This window comes from Halomonas sp. HL-93, from assembly GCF_900086985.1.
Classification (GTDB): domain Bacteria; phylum Pseudomonadota; class Gammaproteobacteria; order Pseudomonadales; family Halomonadaceae; genus Vreelandella.
On the sequence record NZ_LT593974.1, the window covers coordinates 143316 to 164419 of the forward strand.

Genomic DNA, 21104 nt, shown 5'->3' on the forward strand with positions numbered 1-21104 from the left:
TTCCTATGGCTGTTTCACCTTTAAGCGCCGCGTCGCTTGGGAGAGATCGGTGTTAAGCCTCAAAACCAATATCAGTTCCTTGCTTACCCTGCAGCACCTGCGAGGTAGCCAGCAGTCGATGCAAACCGCCATGCAGCGGCTGTCGTCGGGCCTGCGGATTAATAGCGCCAAGGATGACCCGGCGGGGCAAGCCATTGCCAATCGCATGGAAGCTCACGTTCGCGGTATGAACCAGGCGATCCGCAACACCAACGATGGCATCTCGATGGTGCAAACAGCGGAAGGCTCGCTGAACCTCATCAATGACAGCCTGCAGCGCATGCGCGAACTCAGCGTTCAAGCCGCGAATGGCACCAACTCCTCCTCCGATCTTGCCTCTATCCAGCTAGAAATTGATCAGCGCCTGGAAGAGATCGATCGTATTGCCGGGCAGAGTAATTTTAACGGCATTAAGCTGATGGCAAGCGACCAAACGCTCAATATCCAGGTGGGGGTCAATGCGGGGGATGTGATTGGCGTGCAATTTGAGGCCATGGGCGTAGGGGCGCTGAATCTGGACGCTTTCAGCGTTTTAGACGATGGCTCGGCCACGCCCAATCCGATGGATGCTATCGACGAAGCGATCAACCGAGTGGATCGCCAGCGTAGCTATCTGGGTGCAACCCAAAACCGTTTTGATAGCGTGGTGGACGGACTCAACACCAATATCGTCAATACCTCCGCCGCCCAGTCGCGCATTCAGGACGCTGACTACGCTAAGGAAGTCTCCAACCTGTTACGCGCGCAAATTCTCCAGCAAGTCGGCATCAGCATGCTGGGCCGTATTAACCAGCAACCGCAGATGATTATGCGGCTGCTGGAAGGTCTGTAGCCCCCTTATTATTTACTTCTGGGATACATAAATAAAAAAATCATTCCTTTTTTGCAGTGTTTCGCATTTTTTTCTTTAAATACCTGCCTATTTTGCTTCTAACATTCCAGTTTGGAATGCATTGAGCGTTTTTTTTCGTTTGTGAACCTTTGCATGAATTTGCTTTGATACTGTCATTCACACGAAATGACAGGAGACGTCACGGCAATGGTTCTTCCCCATGTAAGTGCCGCGCTGGGTGTCATACACCCGATTTGTATTGCGCGTGGGCGTAATGCTGAAGTTTGGGATGAAGCAGGGCAGCGCTATATCGATTTTATCGGCGGCATTGGCGTGCTGAATCTTGGCCATAGCCACCCAGCGGTCGTCGAAGCCATTAAAGCCCAAGTCGAGACCTTGATGCATTCTGCCTTTAACGCGCTGCCGCATCGTGGCTATTTAGCGGTGGCGGAAGCGCTGAATCAGTTCGTGCCGGTCTCGTATCCGCTGTCGTGCATGCTGACGAACAGTGGCGCGGAGGCTACCGAAAATGCGCTTAAAGTTGCCCGCGGCGTGACGGGGCGGCAAGCGGTGATTGCGTTTGATGACGCTTTTCATGGCCGGACACTGGCAGCGTTAAACCTGAATGGCAAAGTTAAACCTTACAAATCGGGATTAGGCGCCTTGCCGGGGCCGGTTTATCACCTGCCTTTTCCCAGCCGGGACAGCGGTGTGACAGCGGAGCAGGCGCTTACTGCGCTGGAGAGGCTGTTTGACGTTGAAATACCCGCCGATGAAGTCGCCAGCATTATCGTTGAGCCCATCCAGGGAGAAGGGGGATTTCGTTTACTCTGCCCGCAGTTTGCCAAAGCACTGCGAGACGTTTGCGACAAACACAACATCTTGTTGATTTGTGACGAGATTCAGTCTGGCTTTGGGCGAACTGGCCAGCGATTTGGCTTTACCCATTTGGGCATTGAGCCGGATCTCTTGCTAATGGGGAAAAGCATGGCCGCAGGCCTGCCGCTGGCCGCTGTGGTAGGTCGGCGCGAATTAATGGATGCGTTGCCCAAAGGGGCCTTGGGCGGCACTTACTCGGGTAATGCGGTGGCCTGCGCGGCGGCACTGGCCGTAATGGATGTCATGCAGGAAGAAGCGCTAAGTGCATGGTCAAATGCACAAGAAGCGGCGATTGTCAGTGCTTATCAACGCTGGAAAGCAAGCGAGCGCTTCCCCATGGTGGGAGCGATGACAGGCGTTGGTGCTATGCGCGGCATTGTTTTTGAAGACACTGAAAATGCGACGGGGGCGGAGCACTTGGCCAACCTCTTGGTAGCCAGTCGTGATGCCGGGGTTTTATTAATGCCCAGTGGCCGTAAACGTAATGTCTTGCGCTTATTGCCTCCCTTGACCACCGAGCCAGAGATCATGGCAGAGGGCCTGGGGCTCATCGAGCAGGCGCTGGAGACGCTTGAGGCATGATCGCAACGCTGGGTGAGGCGCCGCTGGCAAGTCATTATGCTGAGTTCCTTGAAGCGCTGGCGGCCTGCGGCTTCGAAGGCGAAATAGCGCCTGACTATGCCAACCGCACGGTGCTGGCGACGGATAACTCGATTTACCAGCGCCTGCCCCAGGCGGCGGTCTATCCCAAGCATGCCGAAGACCTGGAGCGCCTGACCCGACTGGTCGCGCAAACCACCCACCGGGGTATTGTGCTAACGCCCAGAGGCGGCGGTACCGGCACCAACGGTCAGTCTTTGACCGACGGCATTGTGGTAGACATCTCCCGCCATATGAACCGGATCCTTGAAATCGACGTTGAGAACCGCCGGGTGCGCGTTCAGGCCGGGGTGATCAAGGATCAGCTCAACGCTGCGCTGAAGCCCCACGGGCTGTTTTTTGCCCCAGAGCTCTCCACCTCTAATCGCGCCACCATTGGCGGCATGATTTCCACCGATGCCAGCGGCCAGGGCAGCTGTGAATACGGCAAAACCCGCGACCACGTGCTTGAACTCGATACCGTTCTGATTGGCGGAAAGCACCTGCACAGTCGTGCGCTAACCCCGGACGAAGAACAGGCCGAGCGCCAGCAGGAAGGCATTCTGGGCCGCGTGCATACTACCGCTGCCGAGATTATCGACCAGCAGCGTGAGCTGATTGCGGCAAAATTTCCGCCGCTCAACCGCTGCTTGACCGGCTACGACTTGGCCCACCTGCGCGACGGCGAGGGGCAGCTCAACCTCAACAGCCTGCTGTGCGGCTCGGAAGGCTCGCTGGGCTTTTTAAATGAAGCGGTGCTGAACGTGCTGCCGATTCCCGAGCACTCCATCCTGGTCAATGTGCGCTATACCAGTTTTATGGACGCCCTGCGGGATGCCAAAGCATTAATGACTGCCAGCGCGCAGCCTACCTCGATTGAGACCATCGACGACACCGTGCTGCAACTGGCTATGGAGGACTTCGTCTGGGACAGCGTAGCGGAGTTTTTCCCCGCCTCCGGTAGCACGCCGATTCGTGGCATTAACCTGATCGAGTTTAATGACGATGATCCTGAGCGATTGGCTGAGCGAGTGCGTACCTTCGCCGATCTTCTTAGCCAGGATCCCACGGTGGAGCGCTTAGGCTACACCCTGGCCGAAGGCCGTCCACAGATTCAAAAAGTCTACGCCATGCGCAAACGCTCGGTGGGGTTGCTCGGCAATGTGGAGGGGGAAGAGCGCCCGATTCCCTTTGTGGAAGATACCGCCGTACCGCCGGAGCATCTGGCGGACTTTATTGCCGAGTTCCGCGCCGCGCTGGATGCCCGCGGTCTTTCTTACGGGATGTTTGGCCATGTGGATGCGGGAGTACTCCACGTACGCCCCGCCATCGATATGAAGGATTCCGAGCAGGAAAAACTGATTCGTGCGGTCTCCGATGAAGTCGCAGCGCTGACCCAAAAATATGGCGGCCTGCTGTGGGGCGAACACGGCAAAGGTGTGCGCTCGGAGTACGCCCCCCGGTTCTTTGGCGAGCTCTACCCCAGCCTACAGCGGGTCAAAGCCGCCTTTGATCCGTTTAACCAGCTTAACCCCGGCAAGATCGCAACGCCCTCCGAGAGCGGCGAGCTCATCGCCAAGGATAGCGACCCCGATCTGCTGACCATTGATGGCGTGCCCATGCGCGGCCAGCTTGACCGCACCATCGACGAGCGTGCCTGGCAGGCCTACGACGCCGCGGTTTACTGCAACGGCAACGGCGCCTGCTACAACTACGACCTTGACGACCCCATGTGCCCCTCCTGGAAGGCCACACGGGATCGTCGCCACTCGCCCAAAGGCCGCGCCAGCCTGATCCGCGAATGGCTGCGGTTGCAGACCCAGGCGGGCATCGATGTGGTCGAGGAGTCGCGCAAGAAGAAAGCCGAGGGCGGCTGGGGCTTTATTAAGCGCTTTCCGCTGCGGGTGGCGAACACGCTAAGCCGCAAGCAGCACCACGACTACTCCCACGAGGTTTACGACGCCATGGCGGGCTGTTTGGCGTGTAAATCCTGCGCGGGTCAGTGCCCGATAAAAGTGAACGTACCGCAGTTCCGTTCGCAGTTTTTGGAGGTCTACCACGGCCGCTACCTGCGCCCGCTGCGCGACTACGTGATTGGCGGCACCGAATTTATGCTGCCCACCCTGGCCAAGGCCGCACCGCTGTATAACACGGTGATTGGCCAGCGCTGGGTAGAGCAACTGATGCGCCGCACCTTGGGCATGAACGATTCACCGACGCTTTCACGGGCCAGCGTCAAAAAGCAGCTCAGCGCCTGGGGCGTCGCCGAAGCAACGCCGCTCTCGCTGGCGCTGTTAACCGAACAGCAGCGCGCCAACAGCGTGATACTTGTTCAGGACGCCTTCACCACTCACTTTGAAGCCAAGCTGGTGATGGACGTCGTAGAACTGCTGTCGCGTCTGAATCTACGCGTATTCGTGATGCCCTTCTCCGCGAACGGCAAACCGCTCCAGGTGCAGGGCTTTTTGGGCGCCTTCGAGCGCACCGCCGCCAAACAGGCCGAGCGGCTACGCACCCTGGCCCGCTTCGATATCCCCCTGGTGGGCATCGACCCGGCGATGACGCTCACCTATCGCCAGGAGTACGTTAAAGCGTTAGGCGAAGACGCGGTGCCGGAGGTGCTGATGCTGCAGGAGTGGCTGGCGACTCGCATCAATACGTTGGCGCCCAGCCAGCTCACACTAACCGACCTGGGTTTTAAGCTGCTCTCCCACTGCACCGAGAAGACCAACGCGCCGGGTAGCCCCAAAGCGTGGCAGCAGGTGTTCGCGGCGTTTGGGTTAGAGCTCGAACTGATGGCCACCGGCTGCTGCGGTATGTCCGGCACCTACGGCCATGAAGCCCGTAATACCGCGACGTCACAAACGATCTATGCCCAGTCCTGGCAGCCCCAGGTAGAGGCCGAGGAAAACGCAGGCAAGATACTGGCCACCGGCTACTCCTGCCGCAGCCAGGTGAAGCGCTACTCAGCGCAAACCTTGCACCATCCCCTACAGGCGCTATTGGCGCAATTGAAGTCGGTATCTCTTAACCCAACAACAGACACGGGAGAGCAATAAAATGACCCAAGCAGACCTTCTTTCCACCAATGATGTTCGCGATCGTTTCTCCAAGGCCATGTCGGCCATGTATCAAGCCGAAGTGCCGCAGTACGGCACGCTGCTGGAACTGGTGGACACTGTTAACCAGGAAACCCTTAGCCAGCAGCCTGAACTGCACCGCCGGTTGGAAGCCCAGGGCGAGTTGGCACGTTTGAGCGTCGAACGCCACGGGGCCATTCGCGTGGGAACCGCCGCAGAGCTTGCCATGCTGCGCCGTCTGTTTGCCGTCATGGGCATGTATCCGGTGGGTTATTACGACCTGTCTGAAGCGGGGGTGCCGGTTCACTCAACGGCCTTTCGGCCTATTGATGACGACGCCCTAGCGATGAACCCTTTCCGGGTGTTTACCTCGCTCCTGCGTTTAGAGCTCATTGAAGATGAGGCGCTGCGCCAGCGTTCAGAAGAGATCCTGGCGAAGCGGGATATTTTTACTCCGGGCGCCCGCGAGCTTATCGAACGTCATGAAACCCAGGGGGGATTAACCAGCGAGGAAGCCGACCAGTTTGTCACGGAAGCCCTGGAAACCTTCCGCTGGCATCAGGATGCCACGGTCGATCTGGATACCTATCAGGCGCTACACGACGAGCACCGGTTGATTGCCGATGTGGTGTGCTTTCGCGGGCCGCACATCAATCACCTGACGCCGCGTACCTTGGACATCGATGAAGTACAGCGCCGCATGCCGGAGATGGGCATGAACCCGAAAGCCGTCATTGAAGGGCCGCCGCGTCGTGAGTGCCCCATTTTGTTGCGTCAAACCAGCTTTAAAGCATTGGAAGAGTCGATTCGCTTTGCCGGGAACGCCCAAGGTACCCATACCGCCCGTTTTGGTGAAATCGAGCAGCGCGGTATGGCGCTAACGCCGAAAGGCCGTGCGCTGTATGACCAGTTGCTCAATGAAGGCCGCCAACAGACCGCTGGGCTGGGTAACGACGCACACCAAAGGGTCATGAAAGACGTCTTCGCCAAGTTTCCTGATAATGATGAGACCATGCGCCGGGAAGGCCTGGCGTACTTTCACTACCATCTGACAGCCGCCGGGCAGACCACTAAAGGGAGTGCCGGTCACGATATTGAGGCGTTGATCGAACAAGGCTTGGTGGAAGCCCAACCCATTACCTATGAGGACTTTCTACCGGTCAGCGCGGCGGGTATTTTCCAGTCGAACCTGGGGGGAGGGCAGAACGAGGCCTATGCAGGTAACGCTAATCGTGATGCCTTCGAAGAGGCGCTGGGGGAACGGGTCACCGATGAACTATCACTCTATTCGGAACGCGAAAACGCTTCTAAAGCCAAGGTGTTGGCAGCGTTAAAAGGTGAAGCATTCGTTTAGAGCCTGCATGCAGCACAAGGATGTGCTGCAGTGTCTTTAAGTTAAAGGATGGCATTTAGACAATAAGCTAAACACAAAAACGTGCGCATGCGGTTAACTCGCGGCGCACGTTTTTATTTAAAGAATCGTAAGTAGTGACACTCTGATTAAATCAGCACCCGTAGGCACTGGCCTGCATGATACAGCGAGAAGCCGCTTTCATAGGCGCAGCTCCATAACGGGCGTGCTTTAATGGGGTTAGGCTGCGATAACGGCAGAGGGAGCAGGCTGTCATCGCCCTTGGCAATATAGTGAGCAAAGCCCTCGCCGACCACGGTACCGGTGGTAATGCCGCGCCCGTTGTAACCGGTAGCTGACAATATTCCGGGGGCCGGTTCAAAAATACGTAAGGTGTGGTCAGGGGTAAAGGCGACCTTGCCAGTCCAGGTGTATTGCCAGCGAACGTTGCCGAGCGCAGGAAAGTAGTGGTTCTGTATCGTATCGGCCCAACGGGTCAGATAGTTCAGCGGCTTGCCTTCGCCTTTACCCAGGCTGCCCAGTAACAGGCGACCTTCCTTATCGCGACGGATGCTGCTCAGCACGGTGCGCGTGTCCCAGGCACCTTGCTTACCTGGAAGTATCGCCTTGGCGGCTTCGCCGGTAAGCGGTTCCGACGCCAGTTGATAGTAATGCCCGGTAAAAAAGTGCTTGCGGACTTGATTCCAGTCATCTTCGCTATAAGCGTTGGTGGCCAACACAATCTGGTTCGCGGTCACGCTGCCGCCTTGGGTCAACACGCGCCAGCGGTCTCCTTGTCGTTCGATACCGGTGACTGCGCTTTGACAGTAAAGCGTGGCGCCTAAGTGGGCCGCCGCGCGAGCAAGCCCCCGCGTATAGGCGCACGGATTGAGTGTGCCCGCGCGCTCATCAAGAAGTGCTGCCTGTATCTGGGACGTGCCGGTCGCACGCTCGCATGCCTCTCCTTCCAAGAGCGTCACCGGCGCCCCACGGTGTTGCAATTGATCGCGACGGCGGGCGAGCTCCTGGCAACCTTTGGCGTTATGGCCAAGATGCAAGGTGCCTGTTCGGGTGGCATCGCAGGCGATCCCATGGCGCTCGATGAGGTCGAAGACTTTTGACGGCGCGCCGCCCAGCACCGTGTTGGCCCGCTCACCGTTCTCTTTGCCCAGTGCGGCCACAATGTCATCGGGGGGTATCCAAAGCCCGGCATTGACCAGACCCACATTGCGCCCTGACCCGCCACTGGGGATATCCCCAGCCTCCAGCAAGGTTGCTTGGATACCTTGCTCGGCCAGGTGCAACGCGGTGGAGAGACCCGTAATCCCACCGCCCACCACACACACATCGACCTCTTCATGGCTGGCTAACGTGGGGTAGTCCAGCGGTGTTTCAGCACTTGTTTCGGGCCAAAGGCAGCGCTCGGAGAGGGTCGTTGGCATGTTAATACCTCCTTAAAAAGAAGCGCAGGTCGGCCCAGGGCCGACCTTAGGTGGCTATGAAGTCGCTTGAGAGGTGGGCACAGCGTGCGGCGCTTCAGTCTCGTTTGTTTCAGGCTGCTCAGGTTCGTCGCGGGGAATAAAGCGGCCGGTGAGTGCCCAAAGCAGTCCGAATAGCGGCGATAGCCAGCAGGCAAAGGCGAAAGGTGCATAAGCCAGTGTGGGGACGCCGATGGTCGACGACACAAACCCACCGCCCATGTTCCAGGGAATCAAGGGAGAAGAGAGCGTGCCGTTGTCTTCGATGGAGCGCGACAGCGTACAAGTCTTGTAGCCCATGGCCTGATACTGACCTTTTAGCAGGCGGCCGGGTAACACTAGCGTTGTATACACATCGCCGATAATCGTGCTCACCGCGAGGGTCGTGCCGGAGCTTGTCGCCACTAGGCTGAAGCGACCTTTAATCAGCCGCATTAGCTGCTTGATGATCGCATCCACCGCGCCGTACGCCTCCAGCATCCCAGCGAACCCCAACGCAAAGAACGTCAAGGTAACCACCCAGGTCATTGAGAGTACGCCACCACTGCTTAAAAGTTCATCAATCGCTGAATTGCCGGTATTGCTGCTAAAACCATTCTGCATGGCATCGAATACCGCGTGTAAGGTTTCGCCTTGAACACCGATGGCCACCAAGCCGCCGATCGCTGCGCCGGTAAAGATGGTGGGAAAGGGGGGAAATTTGAACAGTGCCAGACCAATCACCACAACGGGGGGAATCAGGGTGATCCAGGAAAGGGTAAAGGTGTCATCAAGGGCCTGGCGAAAGGTGGCGATATCCGTGCTGCGCTCAAACTCACCGCCATAGTCAGCGCCCAACCACACATAAAGCACCAACGCTATGAGCATCGCGGGCACGGTGGTCGCCATCATGCTGCGTATATGGCTCCATAGATCCGTTTCACAGACCGCCGGTGTCAAATTGGTCGTCTCTGATAAGGGCGACATTTTATCGCCAAAGAAGGCGCCTGAAACGAGCGCCCCGCCCGTAAGGTGCATGGGAATACCCAACCCCTCCCCGATGCCCATCAGAGCAAGCCCGAGAGTCCCGACCGTCCCCCAGGATGTGCCCGTTGCGAGCGATACCAGGGCACTAATCACACAAGTAGCGACGAGGAAATAGGAGGGAGAAACCAGTTGAAAACCATAATACATCAGCGTGGGCACTGTGCCGGAAAGGATCCAGGTGCCAATCACCATGCCGACCGCCAAGAGAATAAAAATGGCGGGCATGCCGAGCTTGACCACCTCCAGCATTGAGGCTTCCATTTTTTCCCAGGGAACGCCCCGTATGCGCCCGCACATGGCGCAAATCATAATGCCGAACGCTAACGGAATATGGGGAGTAAAGTCGGAGAAAACAAAAAACTGCAGTATAAGAATGGCGGTAGTGGCCAGCAGCGGTAGTAGCGCCATCGCGAGGCCCGGCGTCGGGCCGATTTGGACATCGTCACGCATACATCACCTTCTTTTTTTGTGTTGTTCATAAGGGCTCCTGACACAAGAGCCCTTGCTTGTTGGGGAAGGGTTAGTCGAATTTAATGCCTTGGGCTAATGGGAGCTCACGGGAGTAGTTCACGGTGTTGGTTTGGCGACGCATATAGCTTTTCCAGACGTCAGACCCTGACTCACGACCGCCACCGGTCTCTTTCTCGCCGCCAAAGGCGCCGCCAATTTCCGCGCCGCTGGGGCCGATGTTGACGTTAGCGATGCCGCAGTCACTACCGACGGCGGAGACGAAGGTTTCAGCCTCACGCACATCGGTCGTAAAGATGCAGGAGGATAGCCCCTGGGGAACGTCATTATTGGTGGCAATGGCCTCATCCAGATCTTGATAGGTGAGTACATAGAGAATGGGCGCAAAGGTTTCGTGCTTGACCAGCGAATTTTGCTCGCTTACCTCAACAATGGCGGGTTCCACGTAGTAGCCATCATCGCTACTGGCAACGTCGACACGGTCTCCACCGAAGACATTCGCACCCTGCTCACGCGCTTTGGCCAGTACGCTCTGCATGGCGTCGAAGGCCTGGTGATCGATCAAGGGGCCTACCAGATTGCCTTCCAGTGGGTTGCCGATGCTCACCCCTTGATAAGCCTTTTTCAGCCGCGCCAACACGTCATCCTTGATGGACTCATGAACGATCAGGCGACGAAGCGTGGTGCAGCGCTGGCCTGCCGTACCGACCGCGGAGAAGAGAATGGCGCGCGTCGCCATGTCCAGATCGGCACTCGGTGCCAAAATCATCGCATTGTTGCCGCCCAGCTCGAGAATGCTACGGCCAAAGCGCGCCGCCACTTTGGGGCCGACTTCGCGACCCATACGGGTGCTGCCAGTGGCACTGATAAGCGCTACGCGTGAGTCATCCACTAGCTGCTCGCCTGCTGCCCGTTCGCCAATAATCACCTGGCTCAAATGCTTGGGCGCTTCATCACCGAACGCCTCTATCGCGCGATCCAATAACGCTTGGCAGGCGAGTGCGGTTAACGGGGTTTTTTCAGAAGGCTTCCATAGCAGGCTATTGCCACATACCAGTGCCAGTGCTGAATTCCATGCCCAGGGAGCAACAGGGAAGTTGAACGCGGTAATCAGGCCAATCGGGCCTAGTGGGTGCCAGCTCTCACGCATATGGTGGCCGGGGCGCTCGGAAGCAATGGTCAGGCCAAACAACTGGCGAGATTGGCCAACGGCGAGATCGCAAATATCGATCATTTCCTGAACTTCGCCCAGACCTTCAGGAAGGATCTTGCCGCACTCCCAGGTGACCAGCTCACCCAATGATTGTTTATGTTCACGCAGCTGCTCGCCAAACAGGCGAACCAATTCACCGCGGCGGGGCGCTGGCACACACTTCCAGGCTGAAAAAGCTTTTTCTGCATTCGCGATAGCGGTATCCACTTCGCTGCTGGAGGAGGTTGTTAGACGACCAATCTCGCTGCCATCAATGGGGGTGGTGACAACAAGGTCACCGCCTTGATACTGCTCTTTTGCGACGCCCATTTTTTCCATCAGGGAATGAATCATTGCTTCACCAAATGTTGAGTTGTGAGTAAATTGGTTACGGGGCCAGTATTGCTAGGGTATTGGTGAGCCATCAAACGATGTTTATGAAAAACGTCATTCCTTTATTTCATGAGGTGGGTTGTGATGCGACGTCGACATTTGCCTTCATTAAGCGGCTTGCACTGTTTTGAAGCAGCGGCACGTCATCTCAGTTTCACCCGTGCAGCGGATGAGCTAAGCCTGACTCAGAGCGCCGTGAGCAAGCAGGTCTCTCATCTGGAAGCGACGCTGCAACATCCGCTATTCAGGCGGGTAAGAAAGCGGTTGCATCTAACGCCAGAAGGGGCGGTTTACTTGAGTGAAGCGCGCAAAATCTTGGCCCAAGTGGAGATGTCGACGCGCTATATGCAGTCCTATGGCGTGGAGTCCGATGTATTGAATGTTGCCACCTTGCCCACTTTTGGTGCGCGTTGGCTCATCCCTCGATTGAACGGATTTCGTTTTAAACACCCAAGCATTAACCTCAACATTTCGAATCGGGCCGAACCTTTTGATATGCAAAAGGAGCGTATTGAGATCGCGTTCTTTTTTGGCCATGGGGTATGGCCGCGTGCCGAATGTATTAAGTTATTGGATGAGGAGGTCGTGCCTGTCTGCGCGCCTGGTGTGATGGAGCAAACGGATGTCAATGACCCGCTGGCGCTCACCAGGATGATCCTGTTGCAGGTATCGACGCGCCCGGAAGCCTGGCACGACTGGTTTGAAGCCCAGGACCTGTATACCGAGCACAGCTACCACGGGCCAAGGTTTGATACCTTTTATATGGCACTAAGAGCGGCGCGAGCAGGGTGTGGTGTTGCGTTAGTGCCGAGATTCCTTGCTCAAGAAGAGCTTGATGAGGGGAAACTGGTCATTCCCTGGCCGTTCTCACTCAACAGCCAGGATGCTTACTATATGGCCTACCCAGAACACATGGCGGATCTGCATAAGGTCAAATCATTTACTGAATGGATTAAAGCACGACTTTAAAGTGCTGAGCCGTTTTGCTTAACCACTCAGCACTTTGGGGCTCACTCAATAATGCCCTGCTCCCGCGCCATGGCATAAGCCGCCTTGGGGCCGTGCCATAACGTGGGCAGCAATATCAACGACACCGGAATCGCGGTGATCACGATAAACTGCTGAAGCGCGCTGATCTGACCGGCGCCCATGTTCAGCAACACCGCTGCCATCAACGCCATGGCGATACCCCAAAAGGCGCGCACGTAGGGGCTTGGGTCATCGTGACCGGCGCCGACCACGGCAATCGCGTAGCTCATCGAGTCACCGGTAGTGGCCACGAAGATGGTGGTCAACAGCAGGATCGCCAGCGCCATCCAGGTACCGCCGGGCAGCGCCTGGGCCACGGCCAATGTCGCCACATCAAACTGGAAATTGTTCAGCGCTTCGGTCAGTTCAATGGCGCCGTTCAGCTGATAGTAAATGCCCGAACCGCCCAGCAGGGTAAACCAAACCGAGGTGGCGATCGGCGCAATGACGGCGACGGCGATAATCATCTGGCGAATGGTACGGCCGCGCGAAATGCGTGCCACGAAGATCGCCATCAGCGGCGCGTAGCCGATGAACCAGGCAAAGAAGAACACCGTCCACCACTGCATCCACCAGTCGGGCGCGGTGTCCGCGGTAGTGGTCGCCATGGTGAAGAATTCGCTGATGTAGGTGCCCATGCCCGCGACATAGCTGTTGGCGAGGAACAAGGTTGGGCCGAAAATAAAGATCACCGCGCCGATCGCCAGGGCGAGCAGGACGTTAAACCGGCTGAGCAACTGAATGCCTTTGTGGATGCCGCTCATGGACGACAGCACATAGATGCTGCCCAGCGCGGCAAGAATGATCAGTTGGCCGGTATAGCCTTCTGGCAAACCAAACAACTCGTGTAAACCGAAACTGACCTGGGTCGCCAGAAAACCGATTGGCCCCACGGTGCCGGCCACCAGGGCGATCACGCAGCAGGCATCAATCACGCCACCTAGTGGCCCGCGCAATAGACGCTCGCCGAGTACCGGGTAGAGCAGCGTACGCGGCTGAAGCGGCTGACCTTTCACATAGTGCGCGTGGGCCAGCACGATCGCCGACAGCGACCCGAGCACCGCCCAGGCCAGAAAGCCCCAGTGGTTAAATGATTGGGCTAGTGCGTTGGCGACTGCTTCTGGCGTACCCGCCTCGCTGTCAAACGCGGGCGGGGTGACTACGAAATGATAGACCGGCTCGCCCGCTGCGAAAAATACCCCGCCCCCGGCCAGCAGGGTGCACAAAATAATTGATAGCCACTTGAAAGTGCTCATTTCTGGCGCATCGAGGTTGCCAATCTTGGCGTTGGCGGCGGGGGTAAAGGCCAAGCCAATAGCAATCAAGAAGGTGGCGATCAACAGCAACTGAAAGTAGGTGCCAAACACGCGTGCCGTCCAGGCGAAGCCGGTGCTGATGCTATTGGCAACGAGGTCGACGTCGTAAAGCGACAGACCAATAAAGGCCACGATAAAACCGATGCTAAGCAGTAGCATCAATGGGTCGCCGAGTACGCGCACGCCACTAGGGCGCGAAGGCGCGTCTTGAGTTGATTGTGTCATGAGAGTCCGTTGTAGGGTTGGGCAAGGTATCTGCCAAACGTAGCAGCTTGCCGCGTTGAAAAGTGGCGCAAAAAAAAGCGCCATTCAGTGAATGGCGCTAGGACAGGAAACTTTGCGTATTGTAACGCCTTTATAGACCAACGTCTAACGTCTGTTGCTGCATTTTGGTGCGCCCGCTAGTGAGGTTGGCCGGTGAAAGCACACGCCCTCAGCTCTGACAGAAGGCGTTAACCGTTAATTGGTTGCTACCAGTTGTAAAGCAGCGACGCGCTAGTAGTGGTGTCGCTGCGTTTATCGGCTTCTTCCGGAGGCTCAGAGTTGTGTTTGATCTCGTGGGAGAGCCGCAGCGAGAGCTTGGAGTTCAGCCTAGCGGTCAAGGCGGTAAGCGAGCGCGTGGTGACGTTTTTGCGCGTATATTCCAGCGACATTTCTTGACTGATATCGGCGTAGTCGGCAAATGACCAGCGATAATCGACCGCCGAATAGGCAACCCCAAACCGTTCGTTGCCATGCCCACGAAGCCGGTCATGGCGATAGCCAGGCCCCGCCTCCAGTGACAGTTTGTGAGTGTCATTATCCAACAGTTGCCGACCGTAACCGCCAATGGCGCTTAGCTGCTGGTCGTAACCTGCAAAGCGGTCTTTTTCCCAGCGGGCAAAGCCAAACAGGTAGTGCGGACCATTAAGGTCATAGCGTTCGCGGCCCGCCAGCAGGTACTGCTCGGCACTGGTTTCATCCTCTCTGCGCACGTGGCGCACCTCGCCGCGCAGCGAGTGGGTCAAATTGCCCGTTAGCCACTGTAAGCGAGTTTTCCCGATCAGCGTTTCACTGTTGGTGTTACCCGCCAGACGGTTATAGCCCAATTCGGTGTCGCCGCTAAAGATGGGGGCATCCTCCGGCGGAGGAGAGGGGGCATAAAACGGGCTTGCCGTCGCCGAGTTTGCCAATAGGCAAGCCACCACCAGAATGCATAATGGGCTCCAGCCCTTTAACAACATGACGTTCTCCTTGGCATGACGCTCTTCCAGGTCTGAGCGAGGCACTTTAAGGGTTAATGTGTAGCGAGTTAAGTAGTTAGCGGCGAAGTTTACCCCCCTACGAGTGCGCGTGCCATAATGAGGCGGTTACCGCTTGTGAGTGCCGTTATGTCTGCCCCCCGCTCCAAAACCTTAGCTGAACTGCAGCGCTGGCGTCGTACCCGATCAAGGCGGCGCTGGTATAAGCGCAGCTTTCGCCTGCAGGTTATGTTACTGGTAGGGCTGCTGCTGGCGGGCATGCTGTTGGCCCAAGGCACCTATCTGAATCACCGTAAAGCCGAAATTATCAGTACGCAAATGGGCGAACGGGCCTTGGCGGTGGCCAAGACGGTGGCTGCGATGCCCGAGTTGATCGAAGCCTTTGACGATGAGAATCCCTCAAGCGTCATACAGCCGCTGGCCGAGCGCGTGCGGCGTGAAACCAGTGCGCGATATGTCGTGGTAGGCAATACCCAGAGCGTGCGTTATTCCCATCCCGTTGCTGAGCGCATCGGCTTAACCATGGTGGGCGGTGATAATGCACCAGCGCTTGAGGATGGCGAATCCTATGTGTCTGAAGCGACCGGCACACTGGGCACCGCCATGCGCGGCAAAACCCCGGTGCGCGATGAGGAGGGGAATATCATCGGCATTGTCTCGGTCGGATTTATGCTTGACCGCGTCGAGATGGATGTTGCCCGTTATACCAGCCTCGGCTGGGGGCTAGTAGCGCTAATGATTGTGCTGGGGTTTGCCGGTGCCTATTGGCTCTCCCAGCATCTAAAACGTGTCATTTTGGGGCTGGAGCCCTATGAAATTGCCCGACTGGCGATGGAAAAAGAAGCTATCTTGCAATCGATTCACGAAGGTATTTTGGCGGTGAATCGTGAAGGTCAAATTACCCTGGTTAACCAGCAGGCGCGACGCTTTCTCAATTTGACCGATGAGTATGTGTTGCTAGGCCAGCCCATCCGCGAAGTGGTACCCAACTCGCGGTTACTGGAGGTTTTGAGGCACGGTGAGCAAGAGTTCGACCAACAAATGTGGCTGGGGGATCATCCCGTGGTGGTGAATCGCGTGCCGATTCTGCACGAGGGGGAAATCGAAGGCGCCGTGGCGACCTTCCGCAGCCGCCGCGAGATCGTCGACCTTTCCCAGGCGCTGACCCAGGCTAGTCGTGATGTGGACATGCTGCGCGCCCAGGCCCACGAGTTCTCCAACAAGCTTTACACTATTTCAGGGTTGTTGCAGCTCAAACGCATCGATGAAGCTCTGGCGCTCATCCACCAGGAAACAGAGCGCGCCCAGGCGCAAATGAGCTTTTTGATGCGTAACGTCGCGGATACCGTTTTGAGCGGCACCCTGATGGGCAAATTGACCCGTGCCCGCGAACTGGGAGTAACGCTTGAGATTGACGAGCAAAGCTCGCTTAGCAGCCCGCTAACCCCGACCGGTCAAGAGGTGGTGATGAGCGTGGTCGGCAACCTGCTGGACAACGCTTGCCACGCGGCTTTACACGGCCCGAACGAGCCCCCCCGGGTGCGGCTATTCTTCACTGATTTAGGTGAGCAACTGCTGATTGAAGTTGAGGATAATGGGCCGGGCGTGCCCGAGGACCACGCTGAGTCGATTTTTAGTGAAGGCTTTTCGACCAAATCCGGCCAACACCAGGGGTTGGGGCTCGCCCTGGTGGCGCGGCTGTGTCGCCAGCATGGCGGTACGGTAACACTGGAGGATGGAGAGCTCGGCGGTGCTTGTTTTATTGCGGTGTTAGACCGTACGTTGTGCGCCCCCGCGGCTTCCCCATCGCCCGTGATAAGCTAGCTAGGCTTTGATTTACTTAGCCCACGTATATTAACAATCAATCACCGCGGCAAGAGGGACGTTATGTCGGCGACAGGCTACGGTATTTTGGTGGTGGAAGACGATTTCCGCATTGCCGATATTCATCGCGCGTTTATCGAGCAGAGCGAGGGATTCTACGTCGTAGGGATGGCGCGCAACGGCGCCGAAGCAAACGCCTTAATGGTCGAGCACGGCCAGCACGTGCAGCTGATTCTGCTGGATGCCTACCTGCCTGACGTTGAAGGCCTTTCGCTATTATGGTCGTTACGCCGTGCGTATGTGCATGTGGATATCGTCATGGTCACCGCCGCCCGAGAAGTAGACACCATTAGTGAGGCGCTGCGCGGCGGCGTGTTTGATTATCTTATCAAGCCGATTGAAGCGAGCCGTATGACGCAAATGCTGGCGCGTTTTCGCCGCGAGCGCGAAGCACTGGCCTGCCGCGCCGAGATGAATCAGGCCGAGCTTGACCAGGTTCTGGCCCGGGCCCAGCCAGCGGAAACCAGCACCGCCAGCGGGCGTAGTTTGCCAAAAGGCATCGACCCGCTGACCCTGCAACGGGTGGTCGAGGCATTGGGCAGTGGCGATGACCCACAAACTGCCATGCAGGTCGCTCGTATGCTGGGGGCAAGCCGCTCCACCGCACGGCGGTATTTGGAATTTTTAGTCGCCGAGCAAGCGGTTAGCGCAGAGTTGGGATACGGCGATGTGGGCCGGCCCGAGCGCCGTTATCGATTGCTTAACGATACATGGAGTTGGCAAACACCGCTGTGATCAAAATGAACAAAATGCACACAAAGAACTTTTTGTCGTTTATGTTCAGAAACTTGTTGGCAGGGGAGGGTTCTTTTAACGTTCGCGGCGTACACCACACAACAACATCAATTACATCAATACCTACACAACAACATTGATAAGTGGAGAACGTCATCATGCCCTTGCTTTCTATCAAGCGCCTTAGCGTCATTGCTTTGCCATTCGCCGCGCTCAGCGCTATTGCTGGCCATGTCCAGGCCCAAGAGTGGACGCCCGATGGTTCAGTCGAGTTCGTCGCCCCTGCTAACCCTGGTGGCGGTTGGGACACGCTTGTGCGCACCATGTCGCGAGTGATTCAGCAAGAAGAACTCTCCGACGAGCGCTTTGCCGCTATCAACGTACCCGGTGGTGGCGGTGCCGTTGCCTGGGCGCAGGTCGCCCGCGACGAAGGCAACCCCCAGAAGCTGTTTGCCACCAGCCCACCGATGATTTTGGTGCCGCTGGCAGAAGCCTCGCGCCATGACCACACCGACTTCACGCCCATCGCACGGATCAATACCGACTATTCCATCGTACTGGTAGACGCGGATTCCGACTATGAAACGCTGGAAGACCTGCTCACCGCGCTGGAAGAAGACCCCAACCTGAGTGTGGGTGGCGGCAGTGCGCCAGGCTCGATGGACCATATCTCGATTGCCGGGTTGGCCTCGGCGGCGGGTCTTGATGCGGCTTCCGTCAACTACGTTCCCTTCTCGGGCGGCGGCGATGCCATGACGAACCTCATGGGTGGGCATATTGAAGCGGTGATCGGCGGCGCCGGTGAAGCCGTGGGCCAGCTTGGCGACGATAGCGAGCTACGCGCCCTTGGGGTCTCTTCCGAAGAGCGTCTAGGCGGTGCGTTGAGCGATGTGCCGACCTATCAGGAGCAAGGCTACGACTACACCTTCGATATCTGGCGCGGTGTGATGGGTGCACCCGACATGCCCGAAGAAGCGGTGGCCTATTATGAAGACCTGTTCACCGAGATGATGGAAACCGACAGCTGGCGCGAAGCGAGTGACCAGTTGGGCTGGATTGACTCCTACCAGGATAGCGAAACCTTCGGTAATTTCCTGGATGAGCAGCAAGCCGAGTTCAAGGATGTGCTGAGTGAACTGGGTTTGCTGAGCGAATAATCCCCATGTCTTGACGTGTACTTGCCCAGGGCCCTAGCGCCCTGGGCGGATACGCTATAACCGCGAGGGGTGTCCTACTCCTTCGGAGAGATTTCCATGACGCGATTGAATACCAACCAATGGCTGGCCGTAGTGCTGCTGGCTTTCTCAGTGCTATATCTTGCCCTAGCCTGGCAGGTGCCGGCATTCCCAATGCCACGGCCGGTCGATTCTGACCTATTCCCGAAAGTGCTGGGCAGCTTGCTTGCGCTACTCTCGGTCTGCCTATTCTTTGAAAAGCCTGCGGCGCAGGAAGAGGATGATGAGCCGGAAGACACCACCCAGCATGGTCCGTTCTGGCTCTCTCCCTGGGGGCGGGTGATCGTGACCTCAGTAGCCATTGCTGTCTATGCTGCCTTGCTGGTGCCGCTGGGGTTTGTGCTGGCCTCCGGACTGCTCTCTGTGGGCTTAACACATTATTACGGCTATCGTCGCCACAGTATTAATATCGCCTGTTCACTGAGTGTTGTGCTGGGTCTTTACCTAGTCATGACGAAAGTGATGGACGTCTATTTGCCGACCGGTGTGCTGCCGTTTTAACTGAGCCGTTTGAGTCGACTCGCATGGTGGGTCGTCGGGAGTAAATCCTATGGAAGCGTTTAATAATCTTATGTACGGCTTTGGCATCGCGCTTGAGCCGATCAATATCGCCTATGTTTTTGCCGGTGTGTTTGCCGGGACGATTATCGGTATGCTGCCGGGGCTGGGGCCGATCAGCGCGTTGGCCCTGATGATTCCGATTACCTTTTCCATGGACCCTTCCTCAGGACTTATCTTGATGGCCGGGGTTTATTATGGGGCTATTTTTGGCGGTTCTACGTCGTCGATTCTGCTTAACGCCCCTGGCGTGGCGGGCACCGTGGCGACCTCGTTTGACGGTTACCCGATGGCTAAAAAAGGTCAGGCGGGTAAAGCCCTGGCGATTGCAGCCTACGCCTCTTTTACCGGCGGAACGGTGTCGGTTATTTTCCTGATGTTAGTGGCCCCGCTGCTTTCCAAAGTAGCAGTTAGCTTTGGCCCACCGGAATATTTTGCACTAATGGCACTGGGCCTGACCGCCGTGGTATCGCTGTCGGATAAATCGCTGGTCAAGGGGCTGATTGCCGCCGTGGTGGGGGTGATCATTTCGATTGTGGGCATTGATATGCAGACCGGCACGGAGCGTTTCACGTTCGGTTCCGCCCACCTGTTGGATGGCATTGATTTTCTGGTGGTCGCACTGGGTGTTTTTGCCCTGGCCGAGGTGTTTTACATGCTGCTGCGCGGTGGTGGCGGTAAGGAAAAGCCACGCAACGCCATTGGCTCGTTAAAGCTTTCGCGGGCTGAAGTGAAGGAAATCGCGGGCCCGGTAGGTCGCAGCTCGGTGCTCGGGTTTTTCACTGGGGTGCTTCCAGGGGCTGGGGCCACCATTGGCTCGTTTTTGGGCTACAGCATGGAGAAGCGTCTGGCCAAAGATGGCGACACCTTTGGGACCGGTAATATTAAAGGCGTGGCCGCCCCTGAGGCCGCCAACAACGCTGCCTGTACCGGGTCCTTTGTGCCGCTGCTCACCCTTGGTGTGCCCGGCTCGGGTACCACGGCGGTCTTGCTGGGTGCACTTTTGGTGATGGGCGTTAACCCAGGGCCGGCGATGATGGAGCAGCGCCCCGATGTGTTCTGGGGGGTCGTTGCGAGTATGTACATCGGCAACATCTTCCTGCTGGTGCTCAACCTGCCGCTGATTCCGCTGATCGCCAAGATACTCGACCTGCCACGCCCGCTGCTGCTGTCGATGATTCTTATCTTCTGCATGATTGGTGTTTATGGGCTGAGCTTTAGCGTGTTCGATCTGTTCCTACTGCTTGGCTTCGGCCTGATCGGTTTGGGTATGCGACTGTTTGGCTTCCCGGCAGCGCCATTGATTCTGGCGCTGATTCTAGGCAGCCTGATGGAAGAGTCCATGCGCCGCGCGCTGCAAATCTCCGGCGGCGATTGGGGCATCTTTATCGCTAAGCCGATTTCTCTGGGATTGTTGTCCTTGGCATTGCTCTCACTGTTCATGCCGCTGGTGAAGAAGCTCCGCAAACGCAAGGCGGTAAATAGCTAGGAAGGTATGACCAGATACGTTATCCAGCTAAGTTTGTGCATAACGTATACGTGTTAGGTAAAGCGCCCTGGGTGGTCCCTGGGGCGCTTTTTTAATGGGCGCCCGCTGATGGTGCGTTGAATGCTATTGGTGCATGGTTAGCGTGCGCTGATGGAGTGTGGGTGCGCTATTCTAGTGCATTTAGGCATTTTTGACTTTTTAAGCGTTAGCTTAAATAACTGATTATGCTTTTATAAATCG

General features: G+C 57.0%; 15 protein-coding genes. 10 read left to right on the plus strand and 5 right to left on the minus strand.

Annotated elements, in window-relative coordinates:
* Positions 1–49: 49 nt before the first annotated feature.
* The 4 genes from GA0071314_RS00690 (at position 50) to hglS (ending at position 6823) form a co-directional block, all read left to right on the plus strand.
* On the plus strand, positions 50–871 hold the full coding sequence (locus tag GA0071314_RS00690; protein WP_074394845.1) for a flagellin N-terminal helical domain-containing protein: 822 nt from the start codon (positions 50–52) through the stop codon (positions 869–871).
* A 207-nt stretch (positions 872–1078) separates the two neighbouring features.
* Positions 1079–2332, plus strand: coding sequence for a 2-aminoadipate transaminase (locus tag GA0071314_RS00695; protein WP_074394846.1), 1254 nt, complete (start codon positions 1079–1081; stop codon positions 2330–2332).
* Positions 2329–5448, plus strand: a complete 3120-nt coding sequence (gene ydiJ, locus GA0071314_RS00700; RefSeq protein WP_074394847.1) for a D-2-hydroxyglutarate dehydrogenase YdiJ — start codon at positions 2329–2331, stop codon at positions 5446–5448. Before GA0071314_RS00695 ends, ydiJ begins: the two co-directional genes overlap by 4 nt.
* A gap of 1 nt (position 5449) precedes the next feature.
* Entirely contained in the window at positions 5450–6823 is a 1374-nt protein-coding gene (hglS, locus tag GA0071314_RS00705; RefSeq protein WP_074394848.1) for a 2-oxoadipate dioxygenase/decarboxylase HglS, read from the plus strand.
* Positions 6824–6969: 146 nt separating this feature from the next.
* Here hglS and amaA read toward each other — a convergent pair whose 3' ends face one another.
* From amaA to amaB, 3 genes are all read right to left on the minus strand, one after another.
* Positions 6970–8262: an L-pipecolate oxidase gene (gene amaA, locus GA0071314_RS00710; RefSeq protein WP_074394849.1), complete on the minus strand. Its 1293-nt coding sequence runs from the start codon at positions 8260–8262 to the stop codon at positions 6970–6972.
* 54 nt (positions 8263–8316) lie between these two features.
* Entirely contained in the window at positions 8317–9774 is a 1458-nt protein-coding gene (gene nhaC, locus GA0071314_RS00715) for a Na+/H+ antiporter NhaC (RefSeq protein ID WP_074394850.1), read from the minus strand.
* Positions 9775–9844: 70 nt separating this feature from the next.
* Positions 9845–11338: an L-piperidine-6-carboxylate dehydrogenase gene (gene amaB, locus GA0071314_RS00720; protein WP_074394851.1), complete on the minus strand. Its 1494-nt coding sequence runs from the start codon at positions 11336–11338 to the stop codon at positions 9845–9847.
* A 123-nt stretch (positions 11339–11461) separates the two neighbouring features.
* On the opposite strand from amaB, the gene gcvA reads away from it, so the two are divergent.
* Entirely contained in the window at positions 11462–12346 is an 885-nt protein-coding gene (gcvA, locus tag GA0071314_RS00725) for a transcriptional regulator GcvA (RefSeq protein ID WP_074394852.1), read from the plus strand.
* Between the two features lie 41 nt (positions 12347–12387).
* Here gcvA and GA0071314_RS00730 read toward each other — a convergent pair whose 3' ends face one another.
* Both GA0071314_RS00730 and GA0071314_RS00735 read right to left on the minus strand, forming a co-directional pair.
* The gene (locus GA0071314_RS00730; RefSeq protein WP_074394853.1) at positions 12388–13947 is read right to left on the minus strand and encodes a BCCT family transporter; all 1560 of its coding nucleotides are present in this window, start codon (positions 13945–13947) and stop codon (positions 12388–12390) included.
* Positions 13948–14192: 245 nt separating this feature from the next.
* Positions 14193–14945 (minus strand): DUF481 domain-containing protein, encoded by a 753-nt coding sequence (locus tag GA0071314_RS00735; RefSeq protein ID WP_074394854.1) that lies wholly within the window; start codon positions 14943–14945, stop codon positions 14193–14195.
* A 147-nt stretch (positions 14946–15092) separates the two neighbouring features.
* Between GA0071314_RS00735 and GA0071314_RS00740 the strand changes: the two genes are divergently transcribed.
* The 5 genes from GA0071314_RS00740 to GA0071314_RS00760 all read left to right on the plus strand — a co-directional run bounded on the left by GA0071314_RS00740 (position 15093) and on the right by GA0071314_RS00760 (position 20864).
* Positions 15093–16787, plus strand: coding sequence for an ATP-binding protein (locus GA0071314_RS00740; protein WP_074394855.1), 1695 nt, complete (start codon positions 15093–15095; stop codon positions 16785–16787).
* A 63-nt stretch (positions 16788–16850) separates the two neighbouring features.
* The gene (locus GA0071314_RS00745; protein ID WP_074394856.1) at positions 16851–17582 is read left to right on the plus strand and encodes a response regulator; all 732 of its coding nucleotides are present in this window, start codon (positions 16851–16853) and stop codon (positions 17580–17582) included.
* 158 nt (positions 17583–17740) lie between these two features.
* Entirely contained in the window at positions 17741–18739 is a 999-nt protein-coding gene (locus tag GA0071314_RS00750; RefSeq protein ID WP_074394857.1) for a Bug family tripartite tricarboxylate transporter substrate binding protein, read from the plus strand.
* A gap of 96 nt (positions 18740–18835) precedes the next feature.
* A complete protein-coding gene (locus GA0071314_RS00755; protein ID WP_074394858.1) occupies positions 18836–19318 on the plus strand; it encodes a tripartite tricarboxylate transporter TctB family protein in 483 nt (160 codons plus the stop codon).
* A 49-nt stretch (positions 19319–19367) separates the two neighbouring features.
* Entirely contained in the window at positions 19368–20864 is a 1497-nt protein-coding gene (locus GA0071314_RS00760; protein ID WP_074394859.1) for a tripartite tricarboxylate transporter permease, read from the plus strand.
* The last annotated feature ends 240 nt before the right edge of the window (positions 20865–21104 follow it).